Origin of the sequence: Candidatus Pseudothioglobus singularis PS1, assembly GCF_001281385.1 — a bacterium.
GTDB lineage: Bacteria > Pseudomonadota > Gammaproteobacteria > PS1 > Pseudothioglobaceae > Pseudothioglobus > Pseudothioglobus singularis.
Map to the genome: position 1 here is coordinate 548,689 of NZ_CP006911.1, position 18,624 is coordinate 567,312.

19 protein-coding genes are annotated in these 18,624 nt (G+C 36.4%); 10 read left to right on the forward strand and 9 right to left on the reverse strand.

The window, feature by feature from the left end; genetic code table 11:
* The first annotated feature begins 4 nt into the window (after window positions 1-4).
* Entirely contained in the window at window positions 5-3,190 is a 3,186-nt protein-coding gene (locus W908_RS02785; protein ID WP_053819836.1) for an efflux RND transporter permease subunit, read from the forward strand.
* Here W908_RS02785 and ruvA read toward each other — a convergent pair whose 3' ends face one another.
* The 3 genes from ruvA to leuC are packed head-to-tail and all read right to left on the reverse strand — an operon-like array spanning window position 3,191 to window position 5,795.
* Complete coding sequence (gene ruvA / locus W908_RS02790; protein WP_053819837.1) at window positions 3,191-3,784, reverse strand: Holliday junction branch migration protein RuvA; 594 nt, start codon at window positions 3,782-3,784, stop codon at window positions 3,191-3,193.
* A complete protein-coding gene (gene leuD, locus W908_RS02795) occupies window positions 3,781-4,395 on the reverse strand; it encodes a 3-isopropylmalate dehydratase small subunit (RefSeq protein ID WP_020027817.1) in 615 nt (204 codons plus the stop codon). Before leuD ends, ruvA begins: the two co-directional genes overlap by 4 nt.
* Entirely contained in the window at window positions 4,392-5,795 is a 1,404-nt protein-coding gene (gene leuC / locus W908_RS02800) for a 3-isopropylmalate dehydratase large subunit (RefSeq protein ID WP_053819838.1), read from the reverse strand. Before leuC ends, leuD begins: the two co-directional genes overlap by 4 nt.
* Window positions 5,796-5,926: 131 nt before the next feature.
* Here leuC and W908_RS02805 point away from each other — a divergent pair, with 131 nt between their 5' ends.
* Together W908_RS02805 and rnhA are read left to right on the forward strand one after the other, a co-directional pair.
* Window positions 5,927-7,699, forward strand: coding sequence for an N-acetylglutaminylglutamine amidotransferase (locus tag W908_RS02805; RefSeq protein WP_053819839.1), 1,773 nt, complete (start codon window positions 5,927-5,929; stop codon window positions 7,697-7,699).
* A gap of 3 nt (window positions 7,700-7,702) precedes the next feature.
* Window positions 7,703-8,140 carry a ribonuclease HI gene (rnhA, locus tag W908_RS02810; RefSeq protein ID WP_053819840.1) on the forward strand — a complete coding sequence of 146 codons (438 nt, stop codon included), beginning with the start codon at window positions 7,703-7,705 and terminating at the stop codon, window positions 8,138-8,140.
* Here the strand turns inward: rnhA and W908_RS02815 are convergent.
* Genes W908_RS02815 through W908_RS02825 form a run of 3 tightly spaced genes read right to left on the reverse strand, consistent with a single transcriptional unit; the run spans window position 8,133 to window position 9,874 of the window.
* Window positions 8,133-8,933 carry a ferritin-like domain-containing protein gene (locus W908_RS02815; RefSeq protein ID WP_053819841.1) on the reverse strand — a complete coding sequence of 267 codons (801 nt, stop codon included), beginning with the start codon at window positions 8,931-8,933 and terminating at the stop codon, window positions 8,133-8,135. The two genes, rnhA and W908_RS02815, sit on opposite strands and share 8 nt — an antisense overlap.
* Window positions 8,920-9,450, reverse strand: coding sequence for a pseudouridine synthase (locus W908_RS02820; protein ID WP_053819842.1), 531 nt, complete (start codon window positions 9,448-9,450; stop codon window positions 8,920-8,922). Before W908_RS02820 ends, W908_RS02815 begins: the two co-directional genes overlap by 14 nt.
* Window positions 9,443-9,874 (reverse strand): type II toxin-antitoxin system RatA family toxin, encoded by a 432-nt coding sequence (locus W908_RS02825; RefSeq protein WP_053819843.1) that lies wholly within the window; start codon window positions 9,872-9,874, stop codon window positions 9,443-9,445. Before W908_RS02825 ends, W908_RS02820 begins: the two co-directional genes overlap by 8 nt.
* Here W908_RS02825 and smpB point away from each other — a divergent pair.
* Both smpB and W908_RS02835 read left to right on the forward strand, forming a co-directional pair.
* The gene (smpB, locus tag W908_RS02830) at window positions 9,873-10,349 is read left to right on the forward strand and encodes an SsrA-binding protein SmpB (protein WP_020024527.1); all 477 of its coding nucleotides are present in this window, start codon (window positions 9,873-9,875) and stop codon (window positions 10,347-10,349) included. The two genes, W908_RS02825 and smpB, sit on opposite strands and share 2 nt — an antisense overlap.
* 179 nt (window positions 10,350-10,528) lie before the next feature.
* The gene (locus W908_RS02835) at window positions 10,529-10,801 is read left to right on the forward strand and encodes an HU family DNA-binding protein (RefSeq protein ID WP_026364982.1); all 273 of its coding nucleotides are present in this window, start codon (window positions 10,529-10,531) and stop codon (window positions 10,799-10,801) included.
* A gap of 96 nt (window positions 10,802-10,897) precedes the next feature.
* On the opposite strand, the gene W908_RS02840 is transcribed toward W908_RS02835, so the two are convergent.
* Window positions 10,898-11,914: a hypothetical protein gene (locus W908_RS02840; protein ID WP_053819844.1), complete on the reverse strand. Its 1,017-nt coding sequence runs from the start codon at window positions 11,912-11,914 to the stop codon at window positions 10,898-10,900.
* Window positions 11,915-12,037: 123 nt separating this feature from the next.
* On the opposite strand from W908_RS02840, the gene W908_RS02845 reads away from it, so the two are divergent.
* From W908_RS02845 to ispG, 5 genes are all read left to right on the forward strand, one after another.
* Complete coding sequence (locus tag W908_RS02845) at window positions 12,038-13,363, forward strand: NAD(P)/FAD-dependent oxidoreductase (RefSeq protein ID WP_053819845.1); 1,326 nt, start codon at window positions 12,038-12,040, stop codon at window positions 13,361-13,363.
* Window positions 13,364-13,465: 102 nt separating this feature from the next.
* Window positions 13,466-13,891, forward strand: a complete 426-nt coding sequence (ndk, locus tag W908_RS02850) for a nucleoside-diphosphate kinase (RefSeq protein ID WP_020026027.1) — start codon at window positions 13,466-13,468, stop codon at window positions 13,889-13,891.
* 21 nt (window positions 13,892-13,912) lie between these two features.
* Window positions 13,913-15,007 carry a dual-specificity RNA methyltransferase RlmN gene (gene rlmN / locus W908_RS02855; RefSeq protein ID WP_053819846.1) on the forward strand — a complete coding sequence of 365 codons (1,095 nt, stop codon included), beginning with the start codon at window positions 13,913-13,915 and terminating at the stop codon, window positions 15,005-15,007.
* Window positions 14,979-15,287: a hypothetical protein gene (locus W908_RS02860; RefSeq protein WP_020024521.1), complete on the forward strand. Its 309-nt coding sequence runs from the start codon at window positions 14,979-14,981 to the stop codon at window positions 15,285-15,287. The genes rlmN and W908_RS02860 overlap by 29 nt, the downstream gene beginning before the upstream one ends.
* Window positions 15,265-16,347, forward strand: coding sequence for a flavodoxin-dependent (E)-4-hydroxy-3-methylbut-2-enyl-diphosphate synthase (ispG, locus tag W908_RS02865; protein WP_020024520.1), 1,083 nt, complete (start codon window positions 15,265-15,267; stop codon window positions 16,345-16,347). Before W908_RS02860 ends, ispG begins: the two co-directional genes overlap by 23 nt.
* Here ispG and W908_RS02870 read toward each other — a convergent pair.
* Complete coding sequence (locus W908_RS02870) at window positions 16,331-16,816, reverse strand: DUF2062 domain-containing protein (RefSeq protein WP_053819847.1); 486 nt, start codon at window positions 16,814-16,816, stop codon at window positions 16,331-16,333. The genes ispG and W908_RS02870 overlap by 17 nt on opposite strands.
* On the reverse strand, window positions 16,813-18,621 hold the full coding sequence (dxs, locus tag W908_RS02875; protein WP_053819848.1) for a 1-deoxy-D-xylulose-5-phosphate synthase: 1,809 nt from the start codon (window positions 18,619-18,621) through the stop codon (window positions 16,813-16,815). Before dxs ends, W908_RS02870 begins: the two co-directional genes overlap by 4 nt.
* Between the last annotated feature and the right edge of the window lie 3 nt (window positions 18,622-18,624).

Consider the following 18,624-nt stretch of genomic DNA (forward strand, 5'->3'; position numbering starts at 1 on the left):
ATTTATGGAAGCATTTTTAGAGTTTTTAGTCAAGCAAAAAAAGTTTGCAATTGTATTTTCACTTGCCTTCATTGCTATTGGTGTTTTATCAGTTGTTGGGATGCAAAGAGATCAGTTCCCTACGGTTGACTTTGAAGTGTTGAGTGTGACTACTGCTTATCCTGGAGCTTCCCCTGAAGATGTAGAGAAAAAAGTTACAAATATTATCGAAGATGAATTACTAGGCGTCAGTGGAATTAAAGAAATTACATCTTCGTCTCGGGAAGGACTTTCATCGATTATTGTTACACTTGAAGCAGATTTAAAAGATGTCACCACTGTTAAGAATGATGTTCGGAATGCAGTAAATCGTGTCAAATCATTTCCTGAAGAAGTAACAGACTTGCCTGCAGTTGTTGATTTTAATGTCAGTGACTTTCCAGTTCTTACTGTCAATATTGACAGTACATCGGGAAATTTTGATCAGGCGAGACAAATTACAGACGAACTTCAGGTTTCATTGTCTAGAATTAAAGGTGTTGCCGCAGTTGATAATCCAAGCTACCTTGAAAGTGAAATACAGATAAAGGTCAATCCTGTTAAGCTTGATAAATTTAACATGTCTATTAATGAGGTTATAGCTGCAATCTCAAGTCGAAATGCACGCTTTACTGTAGGTGGAAATAATCAAGAGAGTCTTGAGAAAAACATTGTAATTCTCTCTGAATTTGAGAGTATTGATGATATTAAAAATGTAGTCATAAAGTCAAGTTTTGATGGACCTGTCATTAGGTTGGGCGATATTGCTGAGGTTTTTAGAGGACAAGAAGAAGAAATGTCCATTACGCGAGTTAATGGAACTAAAGGTTTTGTCCTCCAGGTTAGAAAACAGGCTCAAGCGGATATTATTAGAACAGTTAAAAGAGTAAGAGAAAAAGTTTCAGAGATTCAAGTTAATATTCCAGATGATATCAATATTTTTTATACAGATGACTCGTCAGAGGCAGTTGAAAATAGACTCGATATTATTATTAAAAATGGCTATATTGGCCTTGCATTAGTTTTAGTTGTTTTGGGCATCTTCCTTTCGATTAAGACGGCATTTTGGGTTGCTGTGAGTATTCCAGTAACACTTCTAGGAACAGTATTCGGGCTCGGTCTAACTGGTAATACGATAAATCTTATTTCACTTTCTGGGTTTATCCTTGTTCTTGGTATCGTTGTGGATGATAGCATCGTCATTGCTGAGAGTATTCATCATTACAAATCCAAAGAAGGGAGTCTATACAAAAATGTAGTAACAGGTTTAAAGCGAGTCATTTTGCCTGTAATTACAACGATTATTTCAACCATGCTTGTCATGTCTTCTTTTTTCCTAATGGGTGGAGTCTTAGGAAAATTTATTTATGTACTTCCTGTAGTAGTAATTTTTGCTCTCGGAATATCTTTTCTTGAAATCACTTTTGCTTTGCCTGCTCATTTAGCAACTCCAAATAAAAGTGGAAAACAAAAAACCTGGTTTATACCTGTTGAAAATTTCTACAATAAATGCATGTACCGCTTTCTAAGATGGCGCTACTTAATTGTTCCTATTTTTATTGCCTTACTTGTTTATTCAGCAATGTTTGCAATGAAAAATATTCCATTTAATTTATTTCCTTCAAGGGGTGCAACAGTAATGTTTGCTAACATTGAAGCACCCAATGGAAGCTCAGCCTCTTACACCGAGAATATTGTTATTGACGTTGAAAATCTAATTGTTAGCGAGATTGGTGATGATCTCAAGTCTTACACTAGTAAAGTTGGTGCCTACTTCACAAATAAGGCGGATATTGAAATTGCTCTATCTCCTACAAGTGATCGTGAGAGAACTGCAGAAGATATGCAAGAAAAACTTAAAGAATTAGTCAAGAGTGTTGAAGGTGCTGAAGAAATTAAAATTTCATTACTTAGACCTGGACCACCTCAAGGCGCAGATATTGAGGTAACTCTTGTATCTGATAATGATTCTCAGAGAGCTCTTGCTGCCGATAGACTTGAAGAGATTCTAAAAACAATTAAGGGTGTTGATAATATCAACCGTAACGATGAGATCGGAAAGCCTAGAATTGAAACAGTACTTGATTTTGATGAGATGGCGCGTTTAGGTGTTGATTATTCTTCTGTATATCGTCATCTTAGGACCGCTTTTTCAGGGTCATATGTGACTGATGCAACAATTGCTGGGAAGGATGAGGATATTAGGATTTATATTGGTGAGAATGATTACACTGAAAACTTTATTAAAAATACTTCAGTTAAAAATCGTCAAGGCAACTCAATCCCAATGAGTCAGTTTTCAACTCTACGAGAAATTGCTGGTGAGCCTGACTACAACCACTTAGATGGTGATCGCTCTATAAAAGTTACTGCAAGTATTGCTGATGGGCGCCCTAGAGGAAGGCCAAGTAGTGTTCAGAAAGATCAAAGTGAAAATCAAAACACTGGTGAGCTCCAATCCCTAGACCAAAAACCTGAGGGAGCTCCAAAAGCAAGAGGGGGACGACCGCCTTCTAAGACAATAATATTAGCGCAGGCATTAAAAGAGCTCAATGCTGCAGTTGATTATCCACAAGTTTCAGTTATTACTGCTGGAGGAGCGCAAGAGTCTATAGATTCGCTTCAAGACTTTCTGAGGGCTTTCGTTGTTGCAATATGTGGCATTTATCTTTTATTGGCAATACTCTTTAACTCATATTCACAGCCAATGCTTGTATTAGCTGCAGTTCCATTTTCTTTAATTGGAGTTGTTTGGGCATTTTATTTTCATGGTGAGCCACTAAGTTTCTTTGCATTGACAGGCTCATTAGCCTTAATGGGAGTAATTGTAAATGACTCTTTAGTAATGGTAAGTCACTTAAACTATATCAAAGCAAAGAGCGCAGAACTTGAAGACAAAATCGTCTGGATAGCGCGAGGCTCTAGAGATCGTCTTAGAGCGGTAGTATTAACTACTTTAACGACGATGGCTGGTGTATTGCCACTTGCATATGGTATTGGTGGTACAGATGTGTTCTTGCAGCCAATGGTTCTTGCTCTTGGTTATGGCCTAATATTTGGAACAGTTTTAACTTTAATCTTGCTTCCATGTATGTACATGATGAACTATGACTTTATCAATATGCTTGGAAGGATAAGAGCTAAGTTTTCTAGGAAGAAAACTACAGCTTAATTATTTATTTTGAAGTGCTAAGCGAATCAATTGCTCAGTTGAAAGATCTTGGTCATCAATTTTTGAAACCATTCTATTGGCTTCTTTTGTTTTAAAGCCAAGAGATTGAAGCGCCTCTATAGCCTGTTTAGAATTAGGGTTATTTCTTTGATCCATCTGATTAGTGGCTTCTGGGCTTCCAACTAATTCTAACTTAACAAGTCTGTCTTGTAGTTCAACGATGAGCTTAAGGGCAGTTTTTTTACCAATTCCTGGAGTTTTTGCAAGAAGGTCCGCATCTTCTGTTGAGATACACTCAATTAAAGATTTGACAGTTAAATGAGAGAGAATAGCTAGAGCGACTTTAGGCCCAACACCATTCACTCGTATTAACTCTCTAAAAATATTTTTTTCATCTTTAGTAATAAAGCCGAATAAAGTATGCCCATCCTCTTTAATGCTAAGATGAGTAAATAATAAAACATCCTCAGATAAATTATCAAGTTGATAGAATGTGGACATTGGGCAAAGTACTTCATATCCAATACCACCAACCTCAAGAATCACCTCGGGTGGATTCTTACTGATAATTGTTCCTTTTAGATGTCCAATCATAGCCAGGGGTATTTCGCAAAATGCGCTGTTTCAAATATGCGAATTTGATTTTCGTTCTGTAATGTTAAACCAATATCATCGAGTCCATTGATTAGTCTTCGCTTTCTTTCAGGGTCCACCTCAAATTCAAACGAATTTTGATCAATCTTTACAATTTGCTTTTCTAGGTCAATATTTATAAGTCCTGAATAACTGAATAAGCTATCAACAATTTCACTACTCAATACTATTGGAAGAACACCATTCTTAAAACAATTGTTATAGAATATATCAGCAAAACTGGGGGCAATAATTGCTCTAAAGCCATAATCTTCTAAAGCCCAAGGTGCATGTTCTCTAGAAGAGCCACATCCAAAGTTGCGTCTTGTTAATAATATTTGTGCACCAGAGTAGGTTGGGTTGTTTAAAACAAAGTCTGGATTAATTGGACGGATTGAATTATCCATGCCTGGCTCTCCATGATCAAGATAGCGCCATTCATCAAATAGATTTGGACCAAAACCACTTCTTTTAATTGATTTTAGAAATTGTTTTGGAATAATTGCATCTGTATCAATATTAGCACGATCAAGTGGCATAGCAATTGAGTTAATTGAGCTAAATTTTTTCATGAGCTTACTCCAGAAAAATGGCCAGCAATTGCACTAGCTGCTGCAATAGCAGGGCTTACAAGATGTGTAAAAGAGCCTTGACCTTGACGCCCTTCAAAATTTCTATTAGATGTGCTTGCACACCTCTCACCAACTTCTAATTTATCTGCATTCATTGCAAGACACATTGAGCAGCCTGGCTCTCGCCATTCAAATCCAGCATCTTTGAAAATTAGATCAAGACCTTCTTCTTCAGCTTGTTTTTTTACAAGTCCAGAGCCTGGAACGACAAGTGCTAATTTAATATTACTTGCAATTTTTTTACCCTTCGCAACTGAAGCAGCAATTCTTAAATCTTCTATTCTAGAATTTGTGCAAGAACCAATAAACACTTTATCTATGGTTACTGAACTCATTGCAGTATTTGGTTTTAAGTGAATATATTCAAGAGCAGTTCTAATACTGTCTGCCTTTATAGCATCTTTTTCATTTTTAGGATCAGGTGTTGATCCGTTTATATCAACAACCATTTCTGGCGATGTTCCCCAAGTGACTTGTGGTTTAATGAGACTTGCATCAATCAGTATAGACTCATCAAAATGAGATCCACTGTCACTATGAAGAGTTTGCCAATACTCAAGGGCTAGTCGCCAGTTTTCACCTGTCGGTGAAAACGGTCTGCCCTCTACATAATCAATTGTTTTATTATCAACTGCCACCAGTCCAACCTTCGCTCCTGCTTCAATTGACATATTACAAAGCGTCATTCTTCCTTCGATGCTCATATTTTCAATTGTTGATCCACAGAACTCTATTGCAAATCCTGTTCCACCTGCAGTTCCAATTTTTCCAATGACATAAAGTGCAATGTCTTTGGCAGTAACATCAATACCTAAGTCACCATTAATTTCTATTTTCATATTCTTTGCTTTGTTTTGCCATAGACAGCCAGTCGCTAAAACATGTTCAACTTCAGAAGTTCCAATGCCAAATGCTAAAGCTCCAAGTGCACCATGGGTTGTCGTATGAGAGTCACCGCAAACAATACTCATGCCAGGTAGAGTTGCCCCTTGTTCAGGACCAATTACATGAACTATGCCTTGACGGATATCATTCATTTGAATTTCGTTAATATCAAATGACTCACAGTTTTTATCTAAAGTTTCAACCTGAAGTCTAGAAATTGGATCAGTAATGCTACTTACTCCGCTTGATCTATCAGTTGTGGGAACATTGTGATCTGGGACAGCTAGATTTGCTTTTTTACGCCAGATTTTTCTACCTGTTAAGGTTAAACCCTCAAAAGCTTGGGGAGAAGTAACTTCATGAATTAGTTGACGATCAATATAGATAAGCGTTGAACCATCTTGTTCTAAAACTTTATGGGCGCTCATTAGTTTATCGTAGAGTGTTTGAGGCATTATTGATAACAATACTTGATAAAATGACTATTTTACATTTCTAAGATAACCTTCATTATAGAAATAATCAAAAGTGTCTATATGTTGGATATTAAATTTATTTTAGTTTTTACGCTTTAGGGTTTAATTTTATGTGTGGGATTTGCGGCCAGTTTCGCTTTGATGGAAAAAAAGTTTCTTCAAAGTCTTTAGATATGATGATGTCCAAACTTGCCCGACGAGGACCTGATTCTAGTGGTAAATGGATTGAAGGCGCAATTGGTTTCGGACATCAGCGTCTCAGTATTATTGATTTATCAAATTTAGGCTCTCAGCCAATGGTTGATGAAAAGCTTGGATTAACACTTGTTTTTAATGGAACGATTTATAACTATAAATCACTTCGAGCTTTATTAATTAGTCTTGGCTATACTTTTTTTTCAAATTCTGATACTGAAGTGATCATAAAAGCATACCATTGCTGGGGCGTGGGATGTCTTGAGCGTTTAGATGGTATGTTTGCTTTTGCAATTTGGGATGACGCCTCTCAAAAGCTATTTATTGCAAGAGATAGGATGGGAATTAAGCCATTCTATTTTAATACTTCTAGTAAGGCGTTTACATTTGCTTCCAACTCTCAAGCGCTTCTCACGCAGGATCTTGATAAAAGTATAAACCCTGTTGCTCTTCAGCAGCAACTCTCTTTGCATGGTGTTGTGCCTGCTCCAAATACAATTATTAATGGCATTCAAAAATTAAAACCAGGCACATTTATTATTTTAAATTCTGATGGTCAAATTCAAGAAAAAACATACTGGAGTCCCAGCGCAAATAGACCTTCAGAGAATATTTCTGATCAAGAGTATATTGAGAGAACACATGAGCTCTTGACTGCAGCTGTTACAAAAAGGATGGATGCATCTGATGTTCCAATTGGAGTTTTACTCTCTGGTGGCCTTGATTCGTCTCTTATTGTGGCATTACTTAAAGAAGCTGGTCATGAAGATATTCGAACTTTTTCGATTGGTTTCGAAGATATTGATGATGAGGCTGGAAGTGAATTTGAATACTCTGATCAAATTGTTTCTCGATTTAAGACTCAGCATCAAAAGTATAAGATCAGTAATCAAGAGGTACTTCCAAGATTGTCAGAGGCAGTTATGAATATGTCTGAGCCAATGGTTGGTCAAGATGCTGTAGCTTTTTATCTCCTATCAGAACAGGTTTCAAAGCACACTAAGGTGGTACTTTCAGGGCAAGGAGCCGATGAAGCTTTTGCTGGATATTTTTGGTATCCAAGAATGGCTAAAGAAAATGGTAGTGACATTGAGCGCTTTTCTAGACATTATGTTGATAGACCGCACAAGGAGTATTTAAAAACTGTTGCATCTCAATATCAAGGAGAAAACCACACACATAATTGGTTAAATAAAGAATTTTCTAAACCTGGCGCTGACTCTTTTATAGATAAAGTGTTTAGGACTGATATGACTCGGTTGATAGTCGATGATCCTGTTAAACGAGTTGATAATATGACTATGGCATGGGGGCTAGAGGCTAGAGTTCCATTTATGGATACTGAGCTTGTTGAATGGGCGCTATCTATCCCTCCAAATCTTAAGATGAGAGAAGAGGGCAAGTATCCATTAAAAGATATTTCTAGGGGGCTATTGCCAGACTCTGTTATTGATCGAAAAAAAGGTTATTTCCCAATGCCAGCGTTGAAATATATTCAGGGCGAATTTCTGGAATTTATGTCTGATATACTTCTATCACGCGCATGCATCAATAGAGGTATTTTTGACAAACAATATATCAATAAAATAATTGATTCACCAAGAGATTATATGACTGCATTGAATGGCTCTAGACTCTGGCACTTAGCATTACTCGAGTATTGGTTTCAAATTAATGTGGACAAATAAATAATGGAAAATATTGTAATTTATACAGATGGTGGATGTAGAGGTAACCCGGGTGTTGGTGGATGGGGAGTATGGCTTCGTTATAGAGATCATGATAAAAAATTAAAAGGTTCAGAGCTGAATACAACCAATAATAAAATGGAATTAACTGCAGCCATAAAGGCACTGGAGGCAGTGAAATCATCTGAAATATCAATTGATTTATATACAGATTCTAAGTATGTTATCCAAGGTATAAATGATTGGATTGATGGCTGGAAATCTAAAGGATGGAAAACATCTGGCAAAAAACCAGTAAAGAACGTCGAGCTTTGGAAGCGACTAGATACCCTTAATCAGAAATACAGTGTGAACTGGCACTGGGTTAAAGGTCACAGTGACGACCCTGGAAATGATATGGCTGATCTTTTGGCTAATCAGGCTATGGATGAACTCATTTAATAATTAATAGTTCGGGATGCTCTAAATAATCTAATTCACTTTGACTGAAGTCTGAGAGCAGTCTTGCTTCAATATTAAATGGCCCACGTAAATTTGTTCCAATATGTTTTTTTATTAACTGGTCAAAAGTTTTAATGGGATCAATCTTCCTCTTTTTGCATAAATATTGATACCAAAAGTTTCCAATCTTTACATGCCCAATTTCATCTTCAAAAATAATATCTAATATTGAAACCATTTCGTTGTACTTTGAGCCGCTAAATTTTTTTTTGATGCTCGGAGTGACATCCAATCCTCTTGCTTCAAGAACCCTTGGAACTAGCGCCATTCTTGCCAATACATCATAGTCAGTTTCAACTGTCATTTGCCATAAGCCATTATGAGCATCGAAATCTCCATATTGATATTCTAGGCTCTCAAGATATTTTCTTAGAAGTGTAAAGTGATAGGATTCCTCAATGGCAACTTTAATCCAGTCATCATAGTATTCAATTGGCATCTCTTGAAATCTGTAAATTGCATCAAGCGCTAAATTGATTGCATTGAACTCAATGTGACAAATGGCATGAATATTTTTTATCATGCCTAGTTCAGACTTATCTCTTTTTGGAGCTCCATTAAAATTAACTAAGGTTGGCTTTTGGGGTCGACCAGGAATTGGAATTTTTTTAATCTTGCATTTTGGATAGGCATCTTTCAGACCCTTATAATGAATAAGTTTACTAGTTAAAATTACTTTCTCACTCACATCATTGCAGATTAGAGCATCATATGCTAGTCTAAAAAGAGACATATGAGCCCACTTTAATATTTCCTAGTTTCCATCGATCAACGCTTATTCTAATTAATCTGAGAGTAGGAAAGCCAACGCATGCAGTCATCCTCCTCACTTGACGATTTCTTCCTTCACTAATTGAGATTTCAATCCAGGAGGTTGGTATATTTTTTCTTTTTCGAATTGGATTTGATCTATCCCAAAGCCAATCTGGCTCTTCAATTTTTTTAATACTGGCTGGCTTTGTCATTCCATCTTTAAGCTTAACTCCTTTTTCTAGAGCAGAAGTTGCGGTATTTGTTATCTCTCCTTCAACCTGCACAACATAGGTTTTTATTTTCTTATATTTTGGATCAGAGACGCGATTTTGAAGATAGCCGTCATCAGTTAGTATGACCAAGCCCTCGGAGTCTTTATCGAGTCTACCCACTGGATATATATCTGGAATATTTACATAATTTGCTAATGTATCCCCCTCACCACTAAACTGGCATATCACTCCAAATGGTTTATTAAATGCTATAACTTTAGCCATAAACAATTTTTGCTCTATCAACAAAAGCGTCTAATTGTGAGTTGGCAATACTTTTAAATACAGGGGAGATTGTCATGTCGAGTAGCATTGATTTAAAGCTAAATTCAAGTTCTAGATGGACCTTTGCAGCATTTTCACCAAGCGATTCAAATCGCCACTCCCCAGAAAGCTCATCGAAAGGGCCATCCAGTAGTTTCATTTCTATCGACTGAAATGGAGTTAAAGTATTGATCGTTGTAAATGTTTGTTTAAAGCCACTTTTATTAATCTGAACTGAGGCAGTGATTTGATTACCAGATTCATTTAAAATAGAGGAAGAGTCACACCAGTTTAAAAATTGAGAATAGTCATCTATATTATTAACTAGCTCAAACATTTGCTGAGGTGTGTATGGAACAATTGCACTTTTAGAAATACGATGCATGGCAAAAAATAAAAAAGATAATTCAAATACTATTGCTTTAAATAAAAAAGCTAGGCATGACTATTTTATCGAACAAAGTCTAGAGGCAGGTCTAAGTTTACTAGGCTGGGAAGTTAAAAGCCTTAGAGAGAATAAAGTTCAAATTAAAGAAAGCTATGTTATTTATAAAAATAATGAGCTCTTTCTTTTTGGTGCCCATATTTCTCCATTAAGATCAGCTTCAAGCCATGTAGATTGTGACCCAATTAGAACTCGAAAGCTGCTACTTAATAGACTTGAAATTAATAGATTAAGGGAAAAAATTACGCAAAAAGGAGCAACTGTTGTTCCTCTAAAATTATATTGGGCAAGGGGTCATGTAAAGCTTGAAATCGGAGTTGCAAAAGGAAAAAAAGCACATGACAAGAGGCAAGATATTAAAGATAGAGACTGGAAACTGGATAAAGCTAGAGCACTAAAAGAGAGTAATCAATAAAATATAATATTTTTTTTAAATTATTTTTCAAATAACTTTCTTTTGATAGTACAATAACTACTAGATACAGCGTTGGAGGCAGATGGTTTCTTTTGATTCTTTCCTCCTAAAAAGGTGTAAAAGTTACCTCTTCCGCTCTGTCTAATTTTTTTAACAAACTTTTATTGGAGAGAATTAAAATGAATAAATCAGAATTAATTGATGCAATCGCTTCAGGTGCTAACCTTTCTAAAGCAGATGCTGCAAGAGCTTTAAATGCTACTACTGGTGCTATCACTTCTGCTATGGCAAGTGGTGATGGTGTTCAACTTACTGGATTTGGTAGTTTTGTTGTAAGAAGTCGTGCAGCTCGTACTGGTCGTAACCCTCAGACAGGAGCTACTATTCAAATTAAAGCTTCTAATGTGGCAGCATTCAAAGCTGGTAAGGCATTGAAGGATGCATGTAACTAATTAAGTTATATTGTTTCATTAAAAAGGCGCCTATGGCGCCTTTTTTATTTCTAAAAAATTATTTATAAATTTTTCAATTACGTTTCTTCAGTAAAGTCATTTGTCGAGATCCACATAATAGTTTTGTTGCCCATCTTCATTGCTACTGAGATCATTGATTGCAGTTTCTACATCCTTTATTGCATCTTTGAGCTCTTTAATAATTAGATGAGTGTCATCAGTAAAAGGAAGTTCTTCAATTAATCGATTGAGTTTTCCTCTTGAAAGCCAAGCCTTATGCTTTGCCCATTCCGGGAATAATAACTGATGAGGGTCAACACTTTTTACATCTGAGAATCTAGAGGGATCATCTGATTCAATCTCCAGAGGCACATACCCATTAACCATTGTGATTCGGTCAAAATGCTCTTTGAGTTTTGCACCGCGGTGAACAACCATATTTCCTTGCATTACTACTATGTAACCAGGACCAGGAAAGTGAGGGCTCTTTATTTTTTTTTCAGATAGTTTTTCACCTTTATTTGTTATTTTTTCTACTTCATTTTTGGTGCCCATGTAGTATTGAAATTCACCTCCTACTTGCTTGGTTGGATCTGAAACTATCATGACATAGTCAAGTCCAATGGTATCAGTATGCCATCTATCTACTGCTCGATTTAGATCATCCGGAGCAAAATTACAGTGTCCAAGGTGCAATGGAATTGAGTGAGGGGATACAGGAATGCCATAAATTTTTGACATAAAACTGCTAACCTCAGGGCATAAACATAGATCTCTTAGAAAGCGGGAGCGATATACACAGCCTCTTAACATATGCTGAATCCTTGATCCACCGCTTGAGGAAAATGTTTTTAGCTTCTGTATAACTTTCATTAATTCTTCTGAGCCTTCATTAGATAAGAGTCTCGCAACACCAGAAATAGCAAACTCAGTCGGACACTTTGAAATTTCTTCAGCACTATAGCCAAGATCCTTTAATGAAATAGAGTCTTTGGGATACTCTAATGCAAGATGCTTTTTAGGATCATAAACTGGCTCATCCTCAAGATAATGATATCCTTCTGGCAGGTTCTTTGGAAATGTGATCGGAGAATTTAATAGTTGGTTTTTCATAGTAAATACATTTTTTGCTGTTTCATTATAATACTTATATATACAAAACTAAAACATCCTTTCTTATAGAAATCTATACATAAAAAGGTTAAGATACTCCTGCGTTTTAATTATTTTTTTTGTATGACTAAATTTACTCCTTATTGGTGGGAAGGTCAGCCACGATTTGAAAACAATACCGAACTTCCTCAAAGTGTGGATGTTGTAATTGTTGGAGCTGGTTATACAGGTCTTAGTGCTGCTTTAACGTTGGCAAATAATGGTAAAAAAGTTATTGTTTTGGATGCTGAGGATATTGGATTTGGAGCCAGCACTCGCAATGGTGGCATGTTAGGTTCAGGCCATAAAGTTTCGAATGATCATGCGCAGCAAAAATATGGCTCAGAGGTAGCCTCCAATCTTCATAAAGAAGCTAATGCCTCACTGGCTTATACGACTAATTTAATTAAAGAGAATCAGATTGATTGTGATCTTCAAATTTGTGGAAGGCTTAGAACCTCATGGCTACCTCAAAACCAAACAGATATGTCTAATAATTTAAATAAATTAAAAGATATTGAAGATTTTAATTCTCAAATGATCAATTTAGATCTTCTAAAGAAGTCAATTAAAACTGATTTATATTTTGGAGGGCAGTATTATGAAGACCATGGAGCGGTTCAACCTCGTAAATTTCATTATGGCTTATTGAAACTTGCAATTAATGCAGGTGCAATGGTTTATGGAAGTAGACCTGTAACTAAAATTATTAAAAAATCAAAATCAAATGAACTATTGTTTACAGTTAATACTGATGACACCTCTATTGAATGCAAAGACGTATTAATGGCAACAAATGGATACACACGCTCTAATCTTTCAAAGTATTTATCTAGGCGTGTGTTGCCAGTTCCAAGCTTTATTATTACAACTGTTGATATTGGTGAGGATAGAGTGAAATCGTTATTACCAGGAGGCCATTGTATGGTGGAGACTCGTAAACGTTATTGTTACTATCGAGCTACTCCTTGTGGAAAAAGAATTATGCTGGGTACCCGAGCTGCAATGCACGCAATGAGTGCTGAAGACGCTCTGCCAACGCTTAAGAAAATGCTGTCTGAAATTTTTCCCTCTTTGAAGGATGTTGACATTAGTCATTGCTGGACAGGATTTACTGGCTTTAGTTTTAGTCAGCTTCCAAATCTTAGCTCAAAAAATGGCATATATTCCGCACTTGGGTACTGTGGAAATGGCGTTGCAATGGCCCCCTATTTGGGCCATAAAGCCGCACTTAAAATATTAAATCCAGATCAAAGAGTGTCTGTTTTTGAACAAACGCCTCTAGAAACAAGGCCATACTACTTTGGAAAGCCATGGTTTTTGCCAATTGCCAGTGCCTATTTTAGAGGCTTTGATTTGTATGATAATTTCAGACGAGTGAAATCAATAAAAAAAGTTAATTTTGATTAATTTTTACATTAATAACAAGAGCTTTCAATTTTCTCTGTAATTAAAAGAAATCTACATTAGCATGGTAAAATATCGCCTTTTTAAATAATTGGGGATTTATCCATGGAACAAACTCTATCTATAATTAAACCGGATGCTGTAGCTAAAAATGTAATTGGCCAAATTTATTCACGCTTTGAAAGTGCTGGGTTTAAAATTGTTGCATCAAAAATGATTCACCTGGATGATGAAATGGCTGGTGGATTCTATGCCGTTCATCAAGACAGACCTTTCTTTAATGACCTAGTAAGTTTTATGACATCTGGTCCAGTGATGATCCAAGTTCTTGAGGGTGAAAATGCTGTTGCAAAGCATCGTGAAATAATGGGAGCTACTAATCCAAAAGAGGCCGACGCAGGAACAATAAGAGCTGACTTTGCAGAGTCCTTGGATGAAAATGCAGTTCATGGTTCTGATTCTCAGGAAAATGCAGCAATTGAAATTGCATATTTCTTTGGCGATGATGGCGTTTGTCCAAGAACTAGATAGATAAAAGAAGGATATTGTCTTATGTTAGAAAAACAAAACCTTCTAGGGCTTACGCAAAGTAAGCTTAAGAAGTTTTTTTCTGATTTAAATGAGAAACCCTTTCGCACTAAACAAATTATGCAGTGGGTTTATCATCAAGGTGTTACCGACTTTGATGATATGCATAACTTTTCTAAAGATTTAAGACAAAAACTTGACTCAATCGCCTCAATAAATATGCCTGAGATTGTCTCCTTGAATCACTCTAAGGACGGGGTAGTCAAGTGGGTTATAAAGCTTGGTGAAGACAATCATATTGAAAGTGTCTTCATACCTCAAAAGGATAGAGGAACTTTGTGTATTTCTTCGCAGGTTGGATGCTCATTGGCTTGTACTTTCTGTTCAACTGGCTATCAGGGCTTTAATCGTAACCTCAAAAATCACGAGATCATCGCTCAAGTCTTGATTGCTAAAAACTATCTTGAGGCCCATAATAGTAGAATCACTAATGTTGTTTTTATGGGAATGGGGGAGCCTCTTCTCAATGAATCTCCGGTTTATGATGCATGTGAAATTCTTTTGGATGATTGGGCATTTGGCCTTTCAAGGAGAAAAGTAACTGTCTCATCATCAGGAATTGTGCCTGCACTCATAAGAATGTCAGACACTGTTCCGGTTAGCTTGGCTATTTCTTTACATGCACCCGATGATATACTTAGAGATATATTGGTCCCCATCAATCAAAAATATCCTATAAAAGAGCTTATGAAGGCATGCCATTATTACCTAAAAGCTGGAACTCAAGAAAGGCATATATTATTTGAGTATGTCATGCTTGATGGAGTCAATGATTCTATTGAGCAGGCTAAATCCCTTTCAAAGCTTTTAAATTACTGGTTTGAGAGTGAATCAGCAAAAGTTAATTTAATTCCCTTTAACCCTTTTCCAGAGTCTCAATACAAAACATCAAGCCCTTCAACTATCGACAAGTTTCAAGATGTCCTCTTTAAAGCTGGTATAAGAACGACCACAAGAAGAACAAGAGGTGATGATGTTGATGCCGCATGTGGCCAGTTGGCTGGAAAAGTCTTAGACAAGAGCAGAAGAAATGCTGAGCGGAATAGATTACTATCCTAAAAAGAAAAAACAACTTAAAGGAAAACTCTTCTGGGTTGTTTTGTTATTTATAATTCTATTAGGCATGTGGTATTATTTTCAGGATTTAGAGTTGTCAGAGGGAAGCTCCAGTTCAATTATCATCAGTAGGCCGATTGAGGATAGTGAGCCTGTTTCTTTATTAAAAAATCAATTAGGTTCAGTCAATCAAGTTGACGAATCGATTTCTGAAACAACTATTAATAATAGCGAAAGTCTGGATGAAGTAATTAGTAATTATGAAGCAAATACACAAAATTAATCGAAGATTATCTAAGCAAATATTTGTGGGAAATGTTGCTATTGGAGGAGATTCTCCAATTAGTGTTCAGAGCATGACTAATACTGATACATGCGATGTAGATTCTACAGTGAATCAAATACTTTCTCTTGAGAACGCTGGGGCTGATTTAGTTCGGGTGTCGATTCCCACTATGGATGCAGCAGAGGCATTCAAAAAAATAAAGAAGCGTGTCAATATTCCTTTAATCACTGACATTCATTTTGATTATAAGATTGCTTTAAAAGTAGCAGGGTATGGCGCTGATTGCTTAAGAATAAATCCAGGGAATATTGGGAAAGAGGATCGAATTAAGGAAGTTGTTGCTTCAGCAAAAGATAATGGAATACCAATAAGAATAGGTGTTAATGCGGGTTCACTTGAAAAAGATCTACAAAAAAAATATACGGAGCCAACGCCTGAAGCAATGGTTGAGTCAGCATTTAGACATATTGATATTCTTGATAGACTGAATTTTGATAACTATAAAGTTTCATTAAAGGCCTCAGAGGTTTTTATGACTGTGTTCGCCTATCGTCAATTAGCTTCGCAAATTGATAACCCACTTCATCTAGGTATAACTGAAGCCGGCTCTTTTCGTTCTGGTGCTGTCAAGTCTTCAATTGGCATGGGATTACTTTTGAGTGAGGGGATTGGAGATACTATTCGAGTTTCACTTGCTTCTGATCCAGTTGATGAGATCAAGGTTGGCTTTGATATTTTAAAGTCACTTCATTTAAGAAAAAAAGGCGTTAATTTAATTGCCTGCCCATCATGCTCTAGGCAAAAGTTTGATGTCATTTCAGTTGTTAATGAACTTGAATCTCGTCTTGAAGATATTACTGAGTCGATTGATGTAGCCGTTATTGGTTGCGTCGTTAATGGTCCGGGAGAGGCAAAAGAGGTTAGTGTAGGCCTAACGGGAGGCTCTCCAAACCTTCTCTATATTGATGGAAAGACTCACAGTAAGGTTACTAATGATTCATTAGTCGACACTCTTGAGGCGCAGATAAGAAGGCGAATTCCTATTTCCAACGTTTAGCTCTTTTAATTGCCCTATATTTATAGATAGTAATAATTGCAAAATAGCCAAGTATTGCTGTAATTGTAGAAGTTATTATTCCTCCAACCCACATAGCCAGAGTAGCACTTCCAAAGTTATCCATTAGGTATGAAAATGAAAATTCAAAGCCTGGATCCATTTCAATCCCCATAATTGAAGCACCCAATTTATAAGTGAAATAAAAAATGGGAACCATGGTGATTGGGTTATTCACCCAAACCAAGAGCATTGAAAGTAAGATGTTTGCTGAAAATATAACTGCAAGAACTGCTCCCAATAGAGTATGCCCGGGAATAGGAAGGAATGCACAAAATAATCCAATAGCAAAAGCTTTGGCAATAGTCCTTTTATTCCATTTCCACAACTCTGGATCAGCCAAGTGCTTATTGAGCCAACCTAAATTAACATTTTCTCGCTTTGGGCTATATTTTTTTAATGTCTCTTTCATTTATTTTTAGACACATTAATAATATTTTCTGATGTGAGTCCGTAAAGCTCATAAAGCTCAGATTGGGAACCATGCTCTGTAACCTTATCAGGGACACCAAGAATTTTCAAAGGCGTATTAATGTTATTTTCCTGTAATAGTTCATTAATGGCGCTACCTGCACCACCATTGACAGTATTATCTTCAATAGAGATAAGTACTTTAGAGTTATTTGCAATCTCAATAATTAAAGCTTTATCTAAGGGCTTAACAAACCTCATATCAACAACTGTAGCATTAATTTTTTCAGAAGCTTCAAGCGCAATTTCAAGCATATTTCCAAAAGCAAAAATAGCAGTATCTTTTCCAGTTTTAACTATATTTCCTTTCCCAAGCTCAATTGTTGAGGATGAAACAAATTCCAAAATCTCAGATTTTCCTCTTGGAAATCTCACACAAACTGGCCCATCAAAATTATGAGCAAAATTAAGCGCTTTATACATTTCCAATGACGAACTGGGTGCAATAATAATAATGTTAGGGATACATCTTAAAAAACTCAAATCATAAATACCTGCATGTGTTGCACCATCTGCACCAACTAGTCCTGCTCGATCAATTGCAAACGTAACATTTAAATTTTGTAGAGCAATGTCGTGAATAAATTGGTCATAGCCACGCTGTAAAAATGTTGAATAAATTGCAACTACAGGTTTTAGTCCTTTAGTTGCAATTCCGCCAGCCAGAGTAACTGCATGCTGCTCTGCAATGGCAACATCTACAAAACGTTCCGGAAAGCTATTTGCAAATTCAACCATTCCAGACCCTTCTGACATTGCTGGGGTTATTCCAATAAGACTTTGATCATCCTTAGCAGTATCACAAAGCCATTTTCCAAAAACGCTACTATAGCTTGGAAAGTTATTACTTGATAATGATGGCGGCGATATACCATGAAATTTTAGTGGATTCTCTTCTGCAGCTTCCAAGCCATGACCTTTTTTTGTAATGATGTGAAGTATTCTGGGTTTTTTAAGATTTTTAAGATTTTCTAGAGTTTTGACTAATATGGAAATATCATGTCCATCAATTGGGCCAAAGTAATCTATTCCTAATTCTTCAAAAAGAGTACCTGGCAAGATCATTCCTTTTAAATGCTCCTCAGATCGTTTTGCAAACTTTTGAATACGTGGAAGCCTTTCAAGGAATTCAAGCGATTTAGATTTCATAGTTGAGTATATCTTTCCAGAAATAAGACGCGTTAAATATTTGCTTAGTGCACCCACATTTTTGGAGATGGACATATCGTTATCATTGAGAATGATGAGCAGGTTGGCATCTGTATCTCCAGCATGATTCATAGCTTCAAATGACATGCCACCCGTTAGCGCACCATCTCCAATGACAGCTATTGAGGTGTCTGAATTATTATTGAGTTTATTTGCCATAGCAATTCCGAGGGCCGCACTAATGGAGGTTGAGGAATGACCAGCGCCGAAGACATCATGCTCACTTTCACTTCGCTTTGTAAAACCAGATAAGCCATCTTTTTGACGAAGAGTTGACATTAGATCTTTGCGACCTGTTAATATTTTATGAGTGTATGCCTGATGACCCACATCCCAGACGAAAGTATCATCAGGGCTGTCAAAAACATAATGCATTGCCAAGGTCAATTCAATTGTTCCAAGGTTCGAACTTAAATGACCACCTGTCTTTTCAATGCTCTCAATTAAGAATAACTTAATTTCTTCTGCAAGAGAATTAAGTTCATTAATATCTAATTTTTTGATATCGCTAGGATTATGAATGTGATTTAAGATCATTCG